Genomic DNA, 15,956 nt, shown 5'->3' with positions numbered 1-15,956 from the left:
TCGGCGGTCACCCCGAGTTGCCGACTCGATCTTTGTTTTCGCCGCTCAGCCACCACTGACCCCGCTTTCTGACACCGTGTAGCGGACCCCGGCCAGCTCCTGGGGGACGTCCTCATCCACGGCTGCGGTCACCAGCACCTGTTCGGCACTCGTAGCCACCTCCGCGAGCCGGGCCCGACGCCGGCGATCCAGCTCGGCGAACACGTCGTCGAGCAGCAGCACCGGCTCACCGGACTCCGCACGAAGCAGTTCGTAGGAACCGAGCCGAAGCGCCAGCGCGAACGACCAGGATTCGCCGTGACTGGCATACCCCTTCGCAGGCGCCGCACCGAGCACCAGTTCCAGCTCGTCCCGATGTGGCCCTACCAGGCTTACCCCACGCTCCAACTCGGCGGAACGCGACGCGCCGAGGCCCTCGGTGATGATCTTGCTGAGCGTGGCGGGGTCGGCCCGGTCCCCGCCGGGGCGACCGTAGCCGTCCGGCAGGGCCGCACCGAGGCTGGACCGGTAGGTGATCTCGGTGGGCCGGGAGTCCGGAGCGACTCCCGCGTAGGCGGCCGCCGTATGCGGGCCGAGGTCGGCGACCAGATCCAGCCTTCCGGCGAGCAACTGCGCGCCGACCTCGGCGAGGTGGTTGTCCCATACGTCCAGGGTGCTCAGCGCGTACGGATCGGCGGCCGGCCCGGACCGCCGCTTGCCTGCCGTCTTGAGCAGCGCGTTGCGTTGCTTGAGCACCCGCTCGTAGTCCCCCCGGATCCCGGCGTACCGGGGTGCGCGCTGCACCAGCAACTCGTCGAGGAATCGCCGCCGCTCGCCCGGATCGCCCCGCACCAGCGCCAGGTCCTCCGGGGAGAACAGCACCGTGCGCAGGATGCCGAGTACGTCGCGGGGTCTGCCGACCGAGCCCCGGTTCACCCTCGCCCGGTTCGCCCTGCCGGGGGCGATCTCCAGCTCCACGGTCAGCTCGCGCCCCTCGTTGACCACGGCGGCGCGAATCAGCGCCCGCGCGCAGTCGTGCCGGACCAGCGGCGCGTCGGTGGCCACCCGATGCGAACCCAGGGTGGACACATAACCGATGGCCTCGAGCAGGTTCGTCTTGCCCCTCCCGTTCGGTCCGATCAACGCGGTCGGTCCTCGCTCCAGCGGCAGGTCCAGCTGCTCCCAGGAACGGAAATCGGTGACCTGCAAGTGACGAAGATACATAGTTGGCTGCCTACGCGATCCGTGCGCGGCCGGGTGCCACGCACGAGCCCGTTACTCGTCGGCCTTGCGCACCGCGTGGCCACCGAACTGGTTGCGCAGCGCGGCGACCGCGCGCATCGCGGCGGAGTCCTCCTGCCGGGAGGCGAACCGGGCGAACAGCGCGGCCGAGATCACCGGCGCGGGGACCGCGTTGTTGATCGCTTCCTCCAGCGTCCAACGGCCCTCACCGGAGTCCTCGACGTACCCCTCGAGGTCGTCCAGCTCCGGATCCTCGTCCAGCGCGCGCACCAGCAGGTCCAGCAGCCAGGAACGGACCACCGTGCCACGCTGCCAGCCCTTGATCACCGCGGGCACGTCCTCGACGACGTTGGCCGCCTCGAGCAGTTCGAACCCCTCGGCATAGGCCTGCATCACGCCGTACTCGATGCCGTTGTGCACCATCTTCGCGAAGTGCCCCGCGCCGACCGGGCCGGCATGCGAGAACCCTTCCTCCCGCGGCCCCTCCGGGCGTAGCGCGTCGAAGATCGGCAGTGCACGCTCGACATCCGCTTTGGCGCCACCGACCATCAGGCCGTAACCGTTGTCCTTGCCCCACACCCCGCCGGACACACCCGCGTCGATGTAGCCGATTCCTTGCGCCGCAAGAAGGTCCCCGTTCACCTTGTCGTCGGTGTACCGGGAGTTGCCACCGTCGATGAGCAGATCGCCCTCGCTCAGGAGTTCGCTGAACTCCTTGACGGTCTGACTGGTCGCCTCCCCCGCGGGCACCATCACCCAGATGATCCGCGGAGCGTCCAGTGTGGACACCAGGTCGGCGAGCGTGCCGACGTCGGTCACGTCGGGGTTGCGGTCGTAGCCGACCACCTCGTGCCCGGCGGCCCGCAGCCGCTCGCGCATGTTGTAACCCATCTTGCCGAGGCCGACGAGTCCCAGCTGCACCATGACGTACTCCCCTCCGTTCGCGAAACTCTGGCGTCAGCCCGGCAGCCGGACCGGCATCAACAGGTAGAGGTAACCGGGAACCACGTTGCCCTCCTCGTCGGCGGGCTTGATCAGCGCGGGCCGGTTCGCGGTGGTGAAGGTCAGCTCGGCGCGATCGGTGTGCAGCGCACCCAGCCCGTCCACGAGGTAGCCGGGGTTGAACGCGATGGTGACCGGCTCGCCCTCGTAGTCCACCGGAAGTTCTTCCTCGGCGCTGCCCTCGTCATCGCCGCCCGCGGACAACCGCAGCGAACCGTCGGTGAACTCCAGCCGCACCTGGGTACCACGCTCGGCGACCAGGGAGACCCGTTTGATCGACTCCGCGAGCGCGGACACCTCCAGCACCGCACGGGAGGTGTGCGAGGAGGGCAGCAGCTGCCGGTACGGCGGAAACTCGGCGTCCAGCAGCCGGGTCGTGGTGTATCGCCCGGAGCCGGCGAGGCCGAGCAGGCCCTCGCCGCTGGCCAGTGCGAGCTGCACGGCGGCACCGCTGGAACCGAGCGACTTCGCGGCGTCGGCCAGGGTGCGGGCCGGCACCAGCACGGCGGCGTCGGTCAGCCCCTCGGCAGGTGACCAGTTGATCTCCCGCATGGCCAGCCGGAACCGGTCGGTGGCGACCATGGTCAGGGTGTCCCCGGAGATCTCCAGCCGCATCCCGGTGAGCATCGGCAGGGTGTCGTCCTTGCCTGCCGCCACCGCGACCTGGGCCACGGCCTGGCCGAACACCTCACCGGCGAGCTCGCCGGCGTGCGCGGGCTGCGCCGGCAGCTCGGGGTAGTCCTCGACCGGCATGGTGGGCAGGCTGAACCGGGCGCTGCCGCAGGTGATGGACGCACGTGCGCCGTCGACCGCGATCTCCACCGGCTGGGCGGGCAGCGCCTTGGTGATGTCGGCGAGCAGCCGCCCGGACACCAGGGTGCGCCCCCCGTCGGCGATGGTGGCCGGGACGCCAACGGTCGCGGAGACCTCGTAGTCGAACCCCGACACGGTCAGCGCGTCAGCCGCCTCGCCGCTGTCCGAGCCCGAACCGTCCGAACCGGCGTCGAGCAGCACGCCACCGAGCACCGGTACCGGCGGTCTGGACGGCAGGCTCTTTGCCACCCAGGCGACGGCGTCGGCAAGCCCGTCGCGCTCGACGCGGATCTTCATGAGCCCATCCTTTCGACAGCCGAGCCGTTTCGGCTCGAAAGATCGACATGCGTACCCCCTCCGGACGCCCTGTCGGAGGAAGCGACCGGAGCAGGAGCCGGGCGCCTGGTGCCCGGCCGGGAGGTCAGTTGGAACACCGGCACCACCGGTCCCGGTGTGGACTCCCACGTTAGAACGTGCCCCGGCCCGCCGTCATCTTGGCCTCCCGATCGTCTTGTCGACGTGTCGACACCTGCTCGCAAGGTGTCCCCAACTTCGGCGTTGCCCTGTTTTTCTTTTGTTCTTCAAGAGAGAGAAGAGAGAGACAGGAACAGTAGTAAGGGTTGTGGGTTGTGTGGACATCTGCCATCTCCGCTGCTCCGGCGGCGCGGCGGCCTGTGGACTTCCGTGGTGGTGTTCCGGTGGACAGTTGCGGCGATCGGTGGAGCATTTTTCCGCACCCCCGAGGTGTCCACACCTGTCCACAGTTGTCCACACGATCATCCCCAGTTGTGGGGAGACCTGTGCCCAAGCTTTACACCGCCCCCTGCCGACCGTGGCCGTGTACGAATCGCTCCACTGAGTGACACCGAACTCGTTGCGGTGGCGTACATCTCTTCGAGGCAACCGACGATCTTCTTGGCGCGGCGGGAAAATCGTGCGTCCGGGAACCGGTTCGGCGGCGTGCCGGGGCGTGCCGCCGAACCGGGCGTACCAGGGGAAGAGGGCGCGACTGAGCCGCGCAAGTGGTGGAAAGGTCGCGCCGCGGGAGCCGTTACTGGCGCGCGCGCTGCTTGATCCGCGAGGTGAGTTCCTGCACCTGGTCGTAGATCCGACGCCGCTCGGCCATTTCCTTGCGAATCTTCTTGTCCGCGTGCATGACCGTGGTGTGGTCGCGGCCGCCGAAGGTTTGGCCGATTCGGGGCAGGGACATATCGGTGAGCTCGCGGCACAGATACATGGCGATCTGGCGCGCGGTGGCGAGCGCCTTGGTCTTGCCGGGCCCGCAGAGGTCGTCCACCGTCACGTCGAAGAAGTCGGCGGTGACGCCCATGATGGTTGGCGCGCTGATCTCCGGCGCCTGGGAGTCGGGGATCAGGTCGCGCAGCACGATCTCGGCGAGCCCGACGTCCACCGGTTGCTGGTTCAGCGAGGCGAACGCGGTCACCCGGATCAGCGCGCCTTCCAGCTCGCGGATGTTCGCCTCGATCCGGGCGGCGATGAACTCCAGAACCTCACCGGGCACGGCGAGCCGGTCCTGCGCGGCCTTCTTCCGCAGGATGGCGATCCGGGTCTCCAGCTCGGGCGGCTGGATGTCGGTGATCAGGCCCCACTCGAACCGGGTGCGCAGCCGGTCCTCCAGCGTCTCCAGCCGTTTCGGCGGGCGGTCGGAGGAGACCACGATCTGCTTGTTCGCGTTGTGCAGGGTGTTGAAGGTGTGGAAGAACTCCTCCTGGGTTCCTTCCTTGCCTTCCAGGAACTGGATGTCGTCCACCAGCAGGATGTCGATATCGCGGTAGCGCCGCTGGAACGCGACCTTGCGGTCGTCGCGCAGCGAGTTGATGAAGTCGTTGGTGAACTCTTCGGTCGACACGTACCGCACCCGCATCCCGGGGAAGAGTCGTTGCGCGTAGTGCCCGACCGCGTGCAGCAGGTGGGTCTTGCCCAGCCCCGACTCCCCCCAGATGAACAGCGGGTTGTACGCGCGGGAGGGCGCCTCGGCGACGGCGACGGCCGCGGCGTGCGCGAAGCGGTTCGACGCGCCGATGACGAAGGTGTCGAAGGTGTATTTCTCGTTCAACCGAGTCTTCGAGGTCTGCGGCTGGGCGGGCGCGGTGTAGGGCTGCCCAGCGATCGGCTGGCCGGAGAAGGTCGGCCAGATTTCATGTACCGCGGCGAGTGCCTCGCCTTCCTCGTCGACCTCTTCCTCGGACTCGTCGGTCGCCGTGTCGGTGCCGCCGTGCGGTACGGCCTTGTTGTTGGGGGCATTGTTCGGGGCATTGTTGGGGGCGCCGCTGCTCTGCCCGGCACCGTGTCGGGTGGCGGAGCTCGGCGACAGTTCGGTGGACTCCGTCAGCGAATACCGTGAAGCGACCGGATGCCCGTCGGTGGGCGGCGGCATGGGTGGGCCCGCCTGGTCCGGGCCACCGTCCGAATGCGCAGCGTCGCCATTACTCACCTCGCCGGGTGAGGGGGCATGCCTTCCGGGTGCTATCGGACCCTGGCTGCCGGGCGGTGCGGCGACCCCTTCGGCGGTGTCGACCTTGACCGCGAGGGACACGTCCCGGCCGAGCCTGCGGGAGAGCGCCTCGGTGATCGGGTCGCGCAGTGCCCGCTCGATGGCCTCCTTGGCGAAGTCGCTGGGCGCGGCGAGCAGCGCGGTGCCGTCGAGCAGGCCGATCGGACGGGTGACTCGCATCCAGGCTCGCTGCTGGGGGGAGAGGGTGCCGTTGGAGAGCTCCTTGACCACCTGTTCCCAGATGACCCCGAGGTTGACCTGGTGCTCAGACACCTGCTGCTCCCCTCCCCTCAAGTCACTACGCTCACCCGTTCCACGGCCGCCGGAGGCGCTAGCAGGCCGCTGTGCATACCCGCGCAGGGGTATCCACAAGGTTGTCCACAACTGTGCACTAATGTACGGCGCCCCGCACAGTGCCCTTCACAAGCGTGCCTCTCATCAAGGCGACACCCGGCGTCGAGGTAGGCCAGCCGGAGTCTCCCACCTTGCCACGGCGGCGCGAGCACCTCGGTGACTCGAGAAGAGGCACGCTAACAAGCGCCGCGCCTTGCCACAAGAGACCGTTGCCGGCAAGGGTTTCACGGTATACGGCGTGTTGCCATTCGGTGCTGGTACGTGGCTCTCGATCATGGACCAGACCGGTAGCGCAGCGCTACTTGAGGGGCCGGTTTCGGTGTCACCGAGCCGGGTGCGTACCCTCGTAAGGTCTGCCGCCGACAGCGGCCTCGTTTCGCGTGCCTGTATTCGGCAAAGCTGACGAGTGCACAGCCTACGTTGGTAGGAGACACCACAGAACCGCCGTGCTGTGCGCACGACACGCCCGATCTTCTGGGCGCCGGAGCCAAGAGCAGGAGAACAACAGCCGTGAGCAAGGGCAAGCACACCTTCCAGCCGAACAACCGCCGGCGCGCGCGGACCCACGGGTTCCGGCTGCGGATGCGGACCCGCGCGGGCCGCGCGATCGTGGCGACACGTCGCCGCAAGGGCCGCGCGCGGCTCTCCGCCTGATTCCGCCGTCTCCGGGGCGTGGCGTGCTTCCTGCTGACGCTCGCCTGCGGCGGAGTGAGGAGTTCCGCAAGGTCATCCGCGGCGGCGCCCGAACCGGGCGTCGCCGTCTCGTGCTGCACGCACTCGTGGGCGAGGAGACGAAAGCCGGCTTCGTGGTGAGCAAGGCCGTCGGAAACTCCGTGGTGCGGCACCGGGTCATCCGCCGCCTGCGCCACCTGGTGGCGGACAGGCTCGGAACCTTGACCAAGGACAGTGCGTTGGTAGTACGGGCCCTGCCTGCCGCGGCCAGCGCGACCAGTGCCGAACTCGGTTCGGATCTTGATGCGGCGTTACGCCGGCTCGGCCTGCTGCCGGCCGTCCCAGCGAATCCCGGCGCCGCGGCGCCGGCAACGACAACGGACCAGCGGTGTGAGTGAAGCGCAGAGGGCCGAGCGGACCTCGGCCGAGAGCCAGGGACCGTCGGGTTCCGCCCGGCCGAGTCCGGTGGCGTGGGTCTTGCTGCTTCCCATCCGCTTCTACCGCAAGGCGATCTCTCCCTTCCTACCTCCAAGCTGCCGGTTCTACCCCAGCTGCAGCGCGTACGCGGCGGAGGCACTGACCCGCCACGGTGCCGCGCGCGGTTCGTATCTGGCACTGCGTCGACTGCTGCGGTGCGGACCGTGGACGCCGCCAGGGCGCGATCCGGTCCCGGACACGTTCAGTTTCCGGCACCGCACCCAGAGACCTGGTACATCTACCGAGGAGTAGCTCAGTGCTCGACTTCATCTACTACCCCGTGTCGTTCATCCTCTGGTGTTGGCACAAGGTCTTCGGGTTCGTCTTCGGGGAAGCCAGCGCCATCTCGTGGGTGCTCGGCATCATCTTCCTGACCTTCACGGTCCGCGGCATCATGTTCAAGCCGTTCGTGAAGCAGGTGCGGTCCATGAAGAAGATGCAGGACTTCGCACCGGAGATCAAGAAGCTCCAGAAGAAGTACGCGAACGACCGCCAGCGGCAAGCGCAGGAGATGCAGAAGCTCCAGCGCGAGCACGGGGTCAACCCGCTCGGTAGCTGCCTGCCGATGCTCCTGCAGATTCCGGTGTTCATCGGTCTGAACTGGGTGCTGCGCAACTTCGGCGAGGGCAAGACCGAGAACTACTTCTTCGACAAGGCGGGCAACGACTCCTACGTCAACGCCAAGTTGTTCGGGGTCAACCTGGGCGACGCCATCCGGCACATGGACGTGATGGGTGGCAGCGCGAGTGCCGAGGCTGGCTGGCACTGGGACGTCGCCCCGGTGGCGATCCCACTGATGATCGTGGCCAGCATCGCCACCCACCTCACCGCGCGGCACTCGGTTGCCCGGCAGAACCCGGCCTCGGCCACGCAGCAGACCGCGGTGATGAACAAGCTGACGCTGTACATCTTCCCGATCGGTGTGTTGGTCTTCGGTGCGTTCTTCCCGATCGGCCTGCTGCTCTACTGGCTCGCCAACAACGGCTGGACGCTCATGCAGCAGCGGATCGTCTACACCCGCATCGACAAGGAAGAGGACGCGAAGAAGACCGAGGCGGTGGAGAAGCGCACCGCGCTGGCGCCCAAGCCGGGGCAGAAGCCCAAGGCCGGGCAGAAGCCGACGCAGCAGAAGAAGCCGGCATCGACCGAGAACGGGGACCAGGAGAAGAGCCCGGGGTCGGAAGGCAAGAAGTCCGGCGGCCAGCCGAAGGGCGGCGACCCGTCGAAGGGCGGCGGCCAGCCGAAAGGCGGCGGTCCCTCGAAGGGCGGCGGTCCCTCGAAGGGCGGCGGTCCCTCGAAGGGCGGCGGCCAGCCGAAAGGCGGCAACAGCAACCTGCGTGGCGGCGCTTGGGCGAAGAACGGCGGCGCGAAGGGCAGCTCCGCCGCCCAGCCGAAGAAGGCGCCCACCCGCGACAAGGACACCGAGCAGAAGAGCTCGAATGACAACGGCACTGGAGTGCCCGGAACGGTCGGCGGCTCGAACAAGAAGTCGGGGCGGAAGCGCCGCTAAGGCGACCGGGGCGCTTGAGAGGAGACGAACATGTCGGAGACGGTCGACGCGATCGGCACCGAGGAGAGTAAGGCGGCGGTCGCGGATGTCGCCGACGCCGAGGACGTCGAGGAGACCGAGGCGACCGAGGCGACCGAGGCGACGGAACGGTCCACGAGGGTCGACGAGGACGTGCTCGTGCAGGAGGGAGATATCGCGGGCGACTACCTGGAGCGCCTGCTGGACCTCTTGGACTACGACGGGGATATCGACCTCGACGTGGAAGCGGGCCGCGCGATCGTGAGCATCGATGGCGGCGAGGACCTGGAGAAGTTGGTCGGCGCCCGCGGGCAGGTGCTCGAGTCGCTGCAAGAGCTGACCCGGCTGGCGGTGCAGCAGCAGCTTGGCTCGCGGAGCAGGCTGATGCTGGACGTCGCAGGCTGGCGAGCCGGCCGGCGGAACGAGCTGCACGAGCTCGGGCGTTCGACCGCGGAGTCGGTGCTGTCGAGCGGTGAGCGGGTGCGGCTGCAGCCGATGAGCCCCTTCGAGCGGAAGGTGGTGCACGACGCGGTGGCGGCGATGGATGGCGTGCACAGCGAGAGCGAAGGCGAGGAGCCGAAGCGGCGCGTGGTGGTCTTCCCGCAACCCTGATCCGCACCGCAGTCACCTCAGGCGCGGACCGCCAGTACCGGCGGTCCGCGCCTTTTTTGTGTTCCGGCCCTCCCCGTTTCACGTGAAACGGAGCGAGGTGCCCGTTGTCGAAGTGGATTTGTCCACACTCGCGGTCTGTCGCGAGTGCCCGCGGTGGCACTTCGGGGAGAATCGGCAAGGCCGGTTTCACGTGAAACCGGTGACCATCGAGGAGTGATTCAGTGGGTATCCATGACCTGGCGACCGGGACACCGGCGATCGCCGGGGACATCTTTGGTGCGAAGGTGGCGGTGGCCGAGCGCTACGTGGAGCTGCTTCGCCGACATGGCGTCGAGCGCGGCCTGGTCGGCCCGCGCGAGACGGACCGCCTGTGGGAGCGCCATGTACTCAACTCCGCGGTGATCGGCGAGCACGTTTCGGACGGTGCGCGGGTGATCGATGTCGGCTCCGGCGCCGGCCTTCCGGGGATACCGCTCGCCATCGCCCGCCCGGACCTCGATATCGTTCTCCTGGAGCCGATGGCCCGGCGCGTCGACTGGCTGACCGAAGTGGTGCAGACGCTCGAACTCCCCCTGACGATCGAGCGTGGCCGCGCGGAGGAGCGCGCGGTGCGGGAGCGAGTCGGTGGCGCCGACGTGGTGACCGCCCGGGCGGTGGCGCCGCTGGCCCGGCTCACCGACTGGTGCCTTCCGCTCGCTCGGTTCGGCGGCATCTTGCTCGCGATGAAGGGGGCGAGTGTCGCGGAGGAGATCGAGCGGGACCGCGCGGAGATCCAGCGTGCGGGTGGCGGTACGCCACAGGTCGCCGAGTGCGGCCGGGGACTGCTGGATCCGGTCAGCCTGGTGGCGGTCATCGAGCGACGAGCGTCGACGCGCGTGGCGTCTGGCCGCCGGAGGAGGTAGTAGCGCAGTGCGTGATCGCCGAGATGAAAGAATGCTCAAGCCCACAGTACGGAGCACTCAATGTTCCACGTGAAACAGCGCGCTTCGAGTATCGCTGACAAGTCGACCACAGGGAGGCGTGGCGCCCGGTGAATCCCCCATCCCCCCGACCCGAAGCCCCGGGTGCGGGCCACGAGCTGGCCTGGACACCGATCGAACAGGAAGCGCACCGAGCCGCGCGGGTGCTGCATCCGGAGAAGCATCAGTTGCCCCGCCCGACCCGGCGCCGCATCATGACGGTCGCCAACCAGAAGGGCGGTGTCGGTAAGACCACCAGCGCCGTCAACCTGGCAGCCGGGCTCGCCCTGTCCGGGCTGAAGACACTCGTCATCGACCTCGACCCGCAGGGCAATGCCAGCACCGCGCTCAACGTGGACCATCGCTCCGGCACGCCATCCGTCTACGAGACGTTGCTCGGCGAGGTGTCGGTGGCGGAGGCCGCCGCCATGAGCGAGCAGTCGCCCAACCTCCTGTGCGTTCCGGCGACGATCGACCTCGCCGGTGCGGAGATCGAGTTGGTGTCGATGGGCTCCCGGGAGGCCCGGCTCAAGGAGGCGCTGTCCGAGGAGGCACTGGCGGAACTGGACGTCGACTACGTCTTCATCGACTGCCCACCCTCGCTCGGGCTGCTGACCGTCAACGCGATGGTGGCGGCGCACGAGGTGCTGATTCCCATCCAGTGCGAGTACTACGCGCTGGAAGGGCTCGGGCAGCTGCTCAGCAACATCGACCTGGTCCAGCAGCACCTGAATCGTGCGCTGACCGTGTCCACGATCTTGCTGACGATGTATGACGGCCGGACCAAGCTGGCCGACCAGGTCACCCAGGAAGTGCGTAATCACTTCGGCGATGTCGTGCTGAAGACGATCATTCCGCGCAGTGTGAAGGTCTCCGAGGCGCCGGGCTACGGCCAGACGGTGCTCGCTTACGATCCCGGTTCCCGGGGTGCCATGTGCTACCTCGACGCTGCTCGCGAGCTCGCCGAGCGTGGTGCACGAAAGGACGACCAATGACCGAGCGAAGGGGCGGCCTCGGGCGCGGTCTCGCGGCACTCATTCCCACCGGCCCGGCGGCCGTCGACGGCGAGACCGTCGAGGTGCCGGTCCGGATCGAGGACGGTGAGGAGGCGACCGAGAACGGCGCCTCCCCCGCCCACGCCACTGGCGGTGACGTCGCCGGCGCGGTGTACAAGGAAGTGCCGCTTGGGTCGATCAAGCCGAACCCGAAGCAACCCCGCCAGGTCTTCGACGAGGAGGCGCTGGCGGAGCTCGAGCATTCGATCCGCGAGTTCGGCCTGATGCAGCCCATCGTCGTCCGGCAGCTTCCCGGCGACGAGTACGAGCTCGTCATGGGCGAGCGCCGGCTGCGCGCCGCCCAGCAGGCCGAGCTGGAGCAGATCCCCGCCATCGTCCGGCAGACCGCCGACGAGGCGATGCTGCGGGACGCGCTGCTGGAGAATATCCACCGGGTGCAGCTGAATCCGCTCGAAGAAGCGGCCGCGTACCAACAACTGCTGGACGAGTTCGAGGTGACACACGACGAGCTCGCCTCACGGATCGGACGCAGCCGCCCGGTCATCACCAACACCATCCGGCTGCTGCGATTGCCGCTTCCGGTGCAACGGCGAGTCGCGGCCGGGGTGCTGTCCGCGGGACATGCTCGCGCGCTGCTGTCCATGGAGGACCCCGGAGGTCAGGAGGAACTGGCCGCCCGCATCGTGTCGGAGGGGCTGTCGGTCCGGGCTACCGAGGAAGCAGTCACCCTCAACAAGAGTGAGAAGCCTGCCAAGCAGAAGGCGCCCGCGCGCAAGCCGATGGAGGCTCCCGGGCTGCAGGATCTCGCCGAGCGGCTCTCCGATGCTTTCGACACCCGGGTGAAGGTCGACCTCGGTCGCCGCAAGGGCCGGATCGTGGTCGAGTTCGCCTCGGTGGATGACCTCGAACGTATCGTGGCTCTTATGGCCCCGAATCAGGCAAAACGGACACGATCTTCCGATGAAGGGTGACCCGCGGGCTTTTCGTCACGGTGACGGTTGCCTCGGGTGAGCTCGGGATAACGGAAGGTGCCGATCATCCGCCGCGGTGGATTGCCCGCGTGACCAGATCGGCGAACACCGCGCCGAGGGAGGCGCCAGCCGCCTCCACCGCCATCGGGACGGTGGAGGTCTCGGTCAATCCCGGCGAAGGGTTGACTTCCAGGAACTGGATGGTTCCGTCCGCCATCACCACGGCGTCGGTGCGGGAGATGTCCCGCAGACCGAGCAGGCGGTGTGCGGCCACCGCGAGTTCGCCGACCGCCTTGGCCGTGTCCTCCGGTAGCCGTGCCGGTGCGAAGAAGTCGGTGAGTCCCGCGGTGTATCGGGCGGTGTAGTCGTAGACCCCGCTTTCCGGCACGATCTCCACGGCGGGCAGCGGTTCGGGTTCCGCCGTGCGCTCGACGACCGTGACGGCTACCTCCACGCCATCGACGAACCGTTCCGCCAGCACGGTCTCCCCGTAGGCGAAGCAGCCGACCATGGCCGCGGGCAGGTCCGCGGCGTCCCGGACCACCTGCGCACCCAGTGCGGAGCCGCCCTGGTCGGGCTTGAGGATCAACGGCAGCTCGAGCCGGTCCACCATGGCGTTCAGCACGGCCCGCGCGCCCAGTTCGCGGAAGGTGCTGTGCGGCAGCGCCACCCAGTCCGGGGTGTGGAAGTCCGCCTCGGCGACCAGTGTTTTGGCGGTGGGCTTGTCCCAGGCCCGGCGGCAGCCGTGCGAGTTGGTGCCCACGTACGGCACGCGCAGCATTTCCAGCACGGTCTGCACCGAGCCGTTCTCCCCCTCGCCGCCGTGCAGCGCCACCACCGCGGCATCCGGCCGCTGCTCGCGCAACCGGTCGAGGAGGCTGCCGTCGGTGTCCCATTCCTCCACGGTCAGCCCTTCGCCGCGCAAGGCGGCGGACAGCCTGCGGCCGGAGCGCAGGGATACGTCGCGCTCGTGGGAGAGGCCGCCGGCGAGCACGGCAACGGTAGGTTCGGTCACCCGAGAAGCTCCTTCACTGTGCAGGGGGCGGAATCAGCGTCTCAGGCCGTGTCCGGCGAGGGCGACTGCGGCCCGGAGACGGCGCGGCTCGGCACGTTACCGAAGGTCCGCACGAGCTCCATCTCGGACTCGAGCACGCCGGCCAACCTGCGTACGCCCTCGCGAAGCCGTTCCGGCGTGGGATAGCAGTAGGACAGCCGCATCTGCCTGCTGCCAAGGCCGTCGGCGTAGAACCCGGTTCCCGAGGCGTAGGCGACCCGGGCGGTGACCGCGCGCGGCAGCATCGCCTTGGTGTCCACCCCTTCCGGCACGGTCACCCATACGTAGAAGCCGCCGTCCGGCTTGGTCCAGCTACAGCCGGGCGGCATGTGCTGCTCGAGCGCGGACAGGATGGCGTCTCGCCGCTGCCGGTAGTTCTCCCGGAACGTCTTGATCTGGCCCTTCCAGTCGTGGGTCGAGAGATAGCGGGAAACCACGAGCTGGTTGAACGTGGGCGGGCAGAGGGTGGCGGACTCGGCCGCCAGTACCAGCTTCTCCCGCACCGCATGGGGGGCCAGCACCCAGCCGACCCGCAGGCCGGAGGCGAAGGTCTTGGAGAAGGATCCGAGGTACACCACGTTGTCCGGATCGCTGGCCCGCAGCGCCGGGTAGGTCTGGCCATCGAAGCCGAGCAGGCCGTACGGGTTGTCCTCGATCACCAGCACGCCGTGCGCGGCGCAGATCTCCAGGATCTCGGCCCTGCGTTCGACGGCGAGGGTCACCCCGGCCGGGTTGTGGAAGTTCGGGATCGTGTACAGGAACTTGACCCGCTGGCCGGCCCGTTCGGCCTCGGCGAGTGCCTCGCGCAGCGCGGACGGGATGAGGCCCTCGTCGTCCATCGCCACGTGCACCACCTGCGCCTGATACGCGGCGAAGGAGCCGAGTGCGCCGACGTAGGAAGGGCCCTCGGCGAGCACCACGTCCCCCGGGTCACAGAACAGCCTGGTGACCATGTCCAGGCCCATCTGGGAGCCGACCGTGACCACCACGTCGTCGGGGTGGGCGGAGATGCCCTCCATCGCCATGATCTCGCAGATCTGCTCGCGCAGCGTCGGGACGCCGTGCGCCGAGCCGTACTGCAGCGCGACCAGCCCGTCCTCGGCCACCAGTTCGGCGATCTGGGTGGACAGCGAGTCCAGCGGCAACGCGGTCAGGTTGGGCATGCCGCCCGCGAGCGAGACCACCTCGGGCCGGCTGGCGACCGCGAACAACGCTCGGATCTCGGACGCGGTCATCCCGGCCGTACGCGCGGCGTACCGGTCGAGATGCGGGTCGAGGTTGTGGTGCCCGGCCTGGTTGGCCTGGCTACCCGGCTTGGGCTCGGGTGGTCCGGAGGTCGTCATCTCGCACTTCGCATACAGGTCGCAGACAGGTCGTGATGCTGAGTTCTACCGGCGGGTAGATCCATCGAGTGTAACCGGGCTCGCTTACCGGCTCCCGCCCTTCCGGCCGTTGTCACATCAGCCTATCCTCAGCGGTGGGTCGCTGATCCACCTTCCGTGCGCGCCGTCGGACGGCGGCAGCGCCGATCGTGGTTGTACCGTGCAATGAGAACTTCCGGGGAGGGCTGGTGTCGCGACGCATCACGGGCGTCACGCTGGACAACCTGGAGCAGTTGCCACGGCGGTGCCGACGCTGCGTGTACTGGGAACTCGCCCCACACATGCGGGAGCAGGCCGAGGAGTTCGGCGAGACCGAGGTGGAGAAGGAGGCCTGGGTTTCCGCCGTGCTGCTGGAGTGGGGCTCCTGCGGCCGGATCGTGTTCAGCGACGACCTTCCGGTGGGTTTCGTGCTCTACGCCCCACCGAACGCGGTGCCGAGGTCGAACGCCTTCCCCACTTCCCCGCCCAGCCCGGACGCGGTGCTGCTGACCGGCTTCCACGTGCTGCCCGAGTTCCGTGGCGGCGGCGTGGGTCGGGTGCTCGTGCAGGCGGTGGCCAAGGACCTCACCAAGCGCGGGGTACGGGCGATCGAGGCCTTCGGGGACGCGGAGAACGGCAGCGCCGAGGACCCGGACGAGGAGCACGACTGCGTGCTGCCCGCGGGCTTCCTGCAGAGCGTCGGGTTCAAGACGGTGCGCCCCCATCCACGCTGGCCACGGCTACGGCTGGAGCTGCGTTCGGCCATCTCCTGGAAGGAAGACGTCGAGGCGGCCCTGGAGAAGCTGCTCGGTCAGGTCAGCGTCACCACCGCCGAACCGAGCGCCGCGCGGGCCTAACTGTCGCCATGGCGCCGGCCCGCCGGCTCGGGTACGTCCGAGCCGAGCAGCTGCCGGAGCATGCCCACCATCCACACGAAGGTGAACGCGATCACCGTCGGGTTCTTCACCATGAGCAGCGCCGCCAGGTAGCCCTGCCGTGCCGACTCCGGCAGCAGACCGGCCACCACCTGCTCGGCGAGTAGATCGAAGGTCAGGAAGGCCAGCGAGAGCAGGAAGCCCTGGATCACCAGGCTCGGCCAATGCGCCGTGGCGAACGCCGAGGCCGTGCTCCACGGTGGCTGGTCACGCTGCGGCACCCCGCGCATGGCCAACCGCCAGATCACCACCAGCAGCAGGATGCGCACCTCCAGCACGAGCATCTCGGTGCCGGTGGCCAGCCAGGCCGGGAGGTGCTGCCCCAGTTCACCACCACGAACCGTTGCAGGGCGGGCAGCAGGGACAAGCCGCCGATGACCGGCAGGTACCGCAGGCAGAACCGCCAGGCCCAGCGCGGTACGGCCAGCGCGAGGTTCAGTTCCGCACGAGGTCCACACCTCATCGA

At 68.6% G+C, this 15,956-nt stretch carries 17 protein-coding genes; 9 read left to right on the top strand and 8 right to left on the bottom strand.

What is annotated here, in order from left to right; translation table 11 throughout:
- Nucleotides 1–45: 45 nt before the first annotated feature.
- The 4 genes from recF to dnaA all read right to left on the bottom strand — a co-directional run bounded on the left by recF (nt 46) and on the right by dnaA (nt 5,824).
- A complete protein-coding gene (gene recF / locus FB471_RS18075; protein WP_141999629.1) occupies nt 46–1,203 on the bottom strand; it encodes a DNA replication/repair protein RecF in 1,158 nt (385 codons plus the stop codon).
- A gap of 51 nt (nt 1,204–1,254) precedes the next feature.
- Nucleotides 1,255–2,145: a phosphogluconate dehydrogenase (NAD(+)-dependent, decarboxylating) gene (gene gnd, locus FB471_RS18070; protein WP_141999628.1), complete on the bottom strand. Its 891-nt coding sequence runs from the start codon at nt 2,143–2,145 to the stop codon at nt 1,255–1,257.
- 33 nt (nt 2,146–2,178) lie between these two features.
- Nucleotides 2,179–3,333: a DNA polymerase III subunit beta gene (dnaN, locus tag FB471_RS18065; RefSeq protein ID WP_141999627.1), complete on the bottom strand. Its 1,155-nt coding sequence runs from the start codon at nt 3,331–3,333 to the stop codon at nt 2,179–2,181.
- 754 nt (nt 3,334–4,087) lie between these two features.
- Nucleotides 4,088–5,824, bottom strand: coding sequence for a chromosomal replication initiator protein DnaA (dnaA, locus tag FB471_RS18060; RefSeq protein WP_141999626.1), 1,737 nt, complete (start codon nt 5,822–5,824; stop codon nt 4,088–4,090).
- Between the two features lie 591 nt (nt 5,825–6,415).
- Here dnaA and rpmH point away from each other — a divergent pair.
- The 8 genes from rpmH (at nt 6,416) to FB471_RS18020 (ending at nt 12,140) form a co-directional block, all read left to right on the top strand.
- Nucleotides 6,416–6,559: a 50S ribosomal protein L34 gene (rpmH, locus tag FB471_RS18055; RefSeq protein ID WP_141999625.1), complete on the top strand. Its 144-nt coding sequence runs from the start codon at nt 6,416–6,418 to the stop codon at nt 6,557–6,559.
- A 23-nt stretch (nt 6,560–6,582) separates the two neighbouring features.
- A complete protein-coding gene (gene rnpA, locus FB471_RS18050; protein WP_141999624.1) occupies nt 6,583–6,975 on the top strand; it encodes a ribonuclease P protein component in 393 nt (130 codons plus the stop codon).
- 67 nt (nt 6,976–7,042) lie between these two features.
- Complete coding sequence (gene yidD / locus FB471_RS18045; protein ID WP_246076727.1) at nt 7,043–7,306, top strand: membrane protein insertion efficiency factor YidD; 264 nt, start codon at nt 7,043–7,045, stop codon at nt 7,304–7,306.
- A gap of 4 nt (nt 7,307–7,310) precedes the next feature.
- A complete protein-coding gene (gene yidC / locus FB471_RS18040) occupies nt 7,311–8,564 on the top strand; it encodes a membrane protein insertase YidC (protein ID WP_141999622.1) in 1,254 nt (417 codons plus the stop codon).
- A gap of 30 nt (nt 8,565–8,594) precedes the next feature.
- On the top strand, nt 8,595–9,194 hold the full coding sequence (locus FB471_RS18035; RefSeq protein ID WP_141999621.1) for a Jag family protein: 600 nt from the start codon (nt 8,595–8,597) through the stop codon (nt 9,192–9,194).
- 221 nt (nt 9,195–9,415) lie between these two features.
- Nucleotides 9,416–10,096, top strand: coding sequence for a 16S rRNA (guanine(527)-N(7))-methyltransferase RsmG (rsmG, locus tag FB471_RS18030; RefSeq protein ID WP_141999620.1), 681 nt, complete (start codon nt 9,416–9,418; stop codon nt 10,094–10,096).
- A gap of 128 nt (nt 10,097–10,224) precedes the next feature.
- The gene (locus FB471_RS18025) at nt 10,225–11,148 is read left to right on the top strand and encodes a ParA family protein (protein ID WP_141999619.1); all 924 of its coding nucleotides are present in this window, start codon (nt 10,225–10,227) and stop codon (nt 11,146–11,148) included.
- Nucleotides 11,145–12,140 (top strand): ParB/RepB/Spo0J family partition protein, encoded by a 996-nt coding sequence (locus FB471_RS18020; RefSeq protein ID WP_141999618.1) that lies wholly within the window; start codon nt 11,145–11,147, stop codon nt 12,138–12,140. The genes FB471_RS18025 and FB471_RS18020 overlap by 4 nt, the downstream gene beginning before the upstream one ends.
- Nucleotides 12,141–12,204: 64 nt before the next feature.
- Here the strand turns inward: FB471_RS18020 and FB471_RS18015 are convergent, their stop codons facing one another.
- Together FB471_RS18015 and FB471_RS18010 are read right to left on the bottom strand one after the other, a co-directional pair.
- Nucleotides 12,205–13,155: a D-alanine--D-alanine ligase family protein gene (locus FB471_RS18015; RefSeq protein ID WP_141999617.1), complete on the bottom strand. Its 951-nt coding sequence runs from the start codon at nt 13,153–13,155 to the stop codon at nt 12,205–12,207.
- Nucleotides 13,156–13,196: 41 nt separating this feature from the next.
- The gene (locus tag FB471_RS18010) at nt 13,197–14,537 is read right to left on the bottom strand and encodes an aminotransferase-like domain-containing protein (protein ID WP_141999616.1); all 1,341 of its coding nucleotides are present in this window, start codon (nt 14,535–14,537) and stop codon (nt 13,197–13,199) included.
- A gap of 227 nt (nt 14,538–14,764) precedes the next feature.
- Between FB471_RS18010 and FB471_RS18005 the strand changes: the two genes are divergently transcribed.
- Nucleotides 14,765–15,412 carry a GNAT family N-acetyltransferase gene (locus tag FB471_RS18005; RefSeq protein ID WP_141999615.1) on the top strand — a complete coding sequence of 216 codons (648 nt, stop codon included), beginning with the start codon at nt 14,765–14,767 and terminating at the stop codon, nt 15,410–15,412.
- Here FB471_RS18005 and FB471_RS18000 read toward each other — a convergent pair.
- Together FB471_RS18000 and FB471_RS35170 are read right to left on the bottom strand one after the other, a co-directional pair.
- Nucleotides 15,409–15,774 carry a hypothetical protein gene (locus FB471_RS18000; RefSeq protein WP_246076463.1) on the bottom strand — a complete coding sequence of 122 codons (366 nt, stop codon included), beginning with the start codon at nt 15,772–15,774 and terminating at the stop codon, nt 15,409–15,411. The genes FB471_RS18005 and FB471_RS18000 overlap by 4 nt on opposite strands.
- Nucleotides 15,735–15,953: a hypothetical protein gene (locus FB471_RS35170; RefSeq protein WP_246076462.1), complete on the bottom strand. Its 219-nt coding sequence runs from the start codon at nt 15,951–15,953 to the stop codon at nt 15,735–15,737. Before FB471_RS35170 ends, FB471_RS18000 begins: the two co-directional genes overlap by 40 nt.
- Nucleotides 15,954–15,956: the final 3 nt, after the last annotated feature.

It is taken from the genome of Amycolatopsis cihanbeyliensis (genome assembly GCF_006715045.1).
Lineage (GTDB): Bacteria > Actinomycetota > Actinomycetes > Mycobacteriales > Pseudonocardiaceae > Amycolatopsis > Amycolatopsis cihanbeyliensis.
The sequence above is the reverse complement of the archived record's forward strand: the minus strand, read 5'-3'. Positions and strand labels throughout refer to the sequence as shown.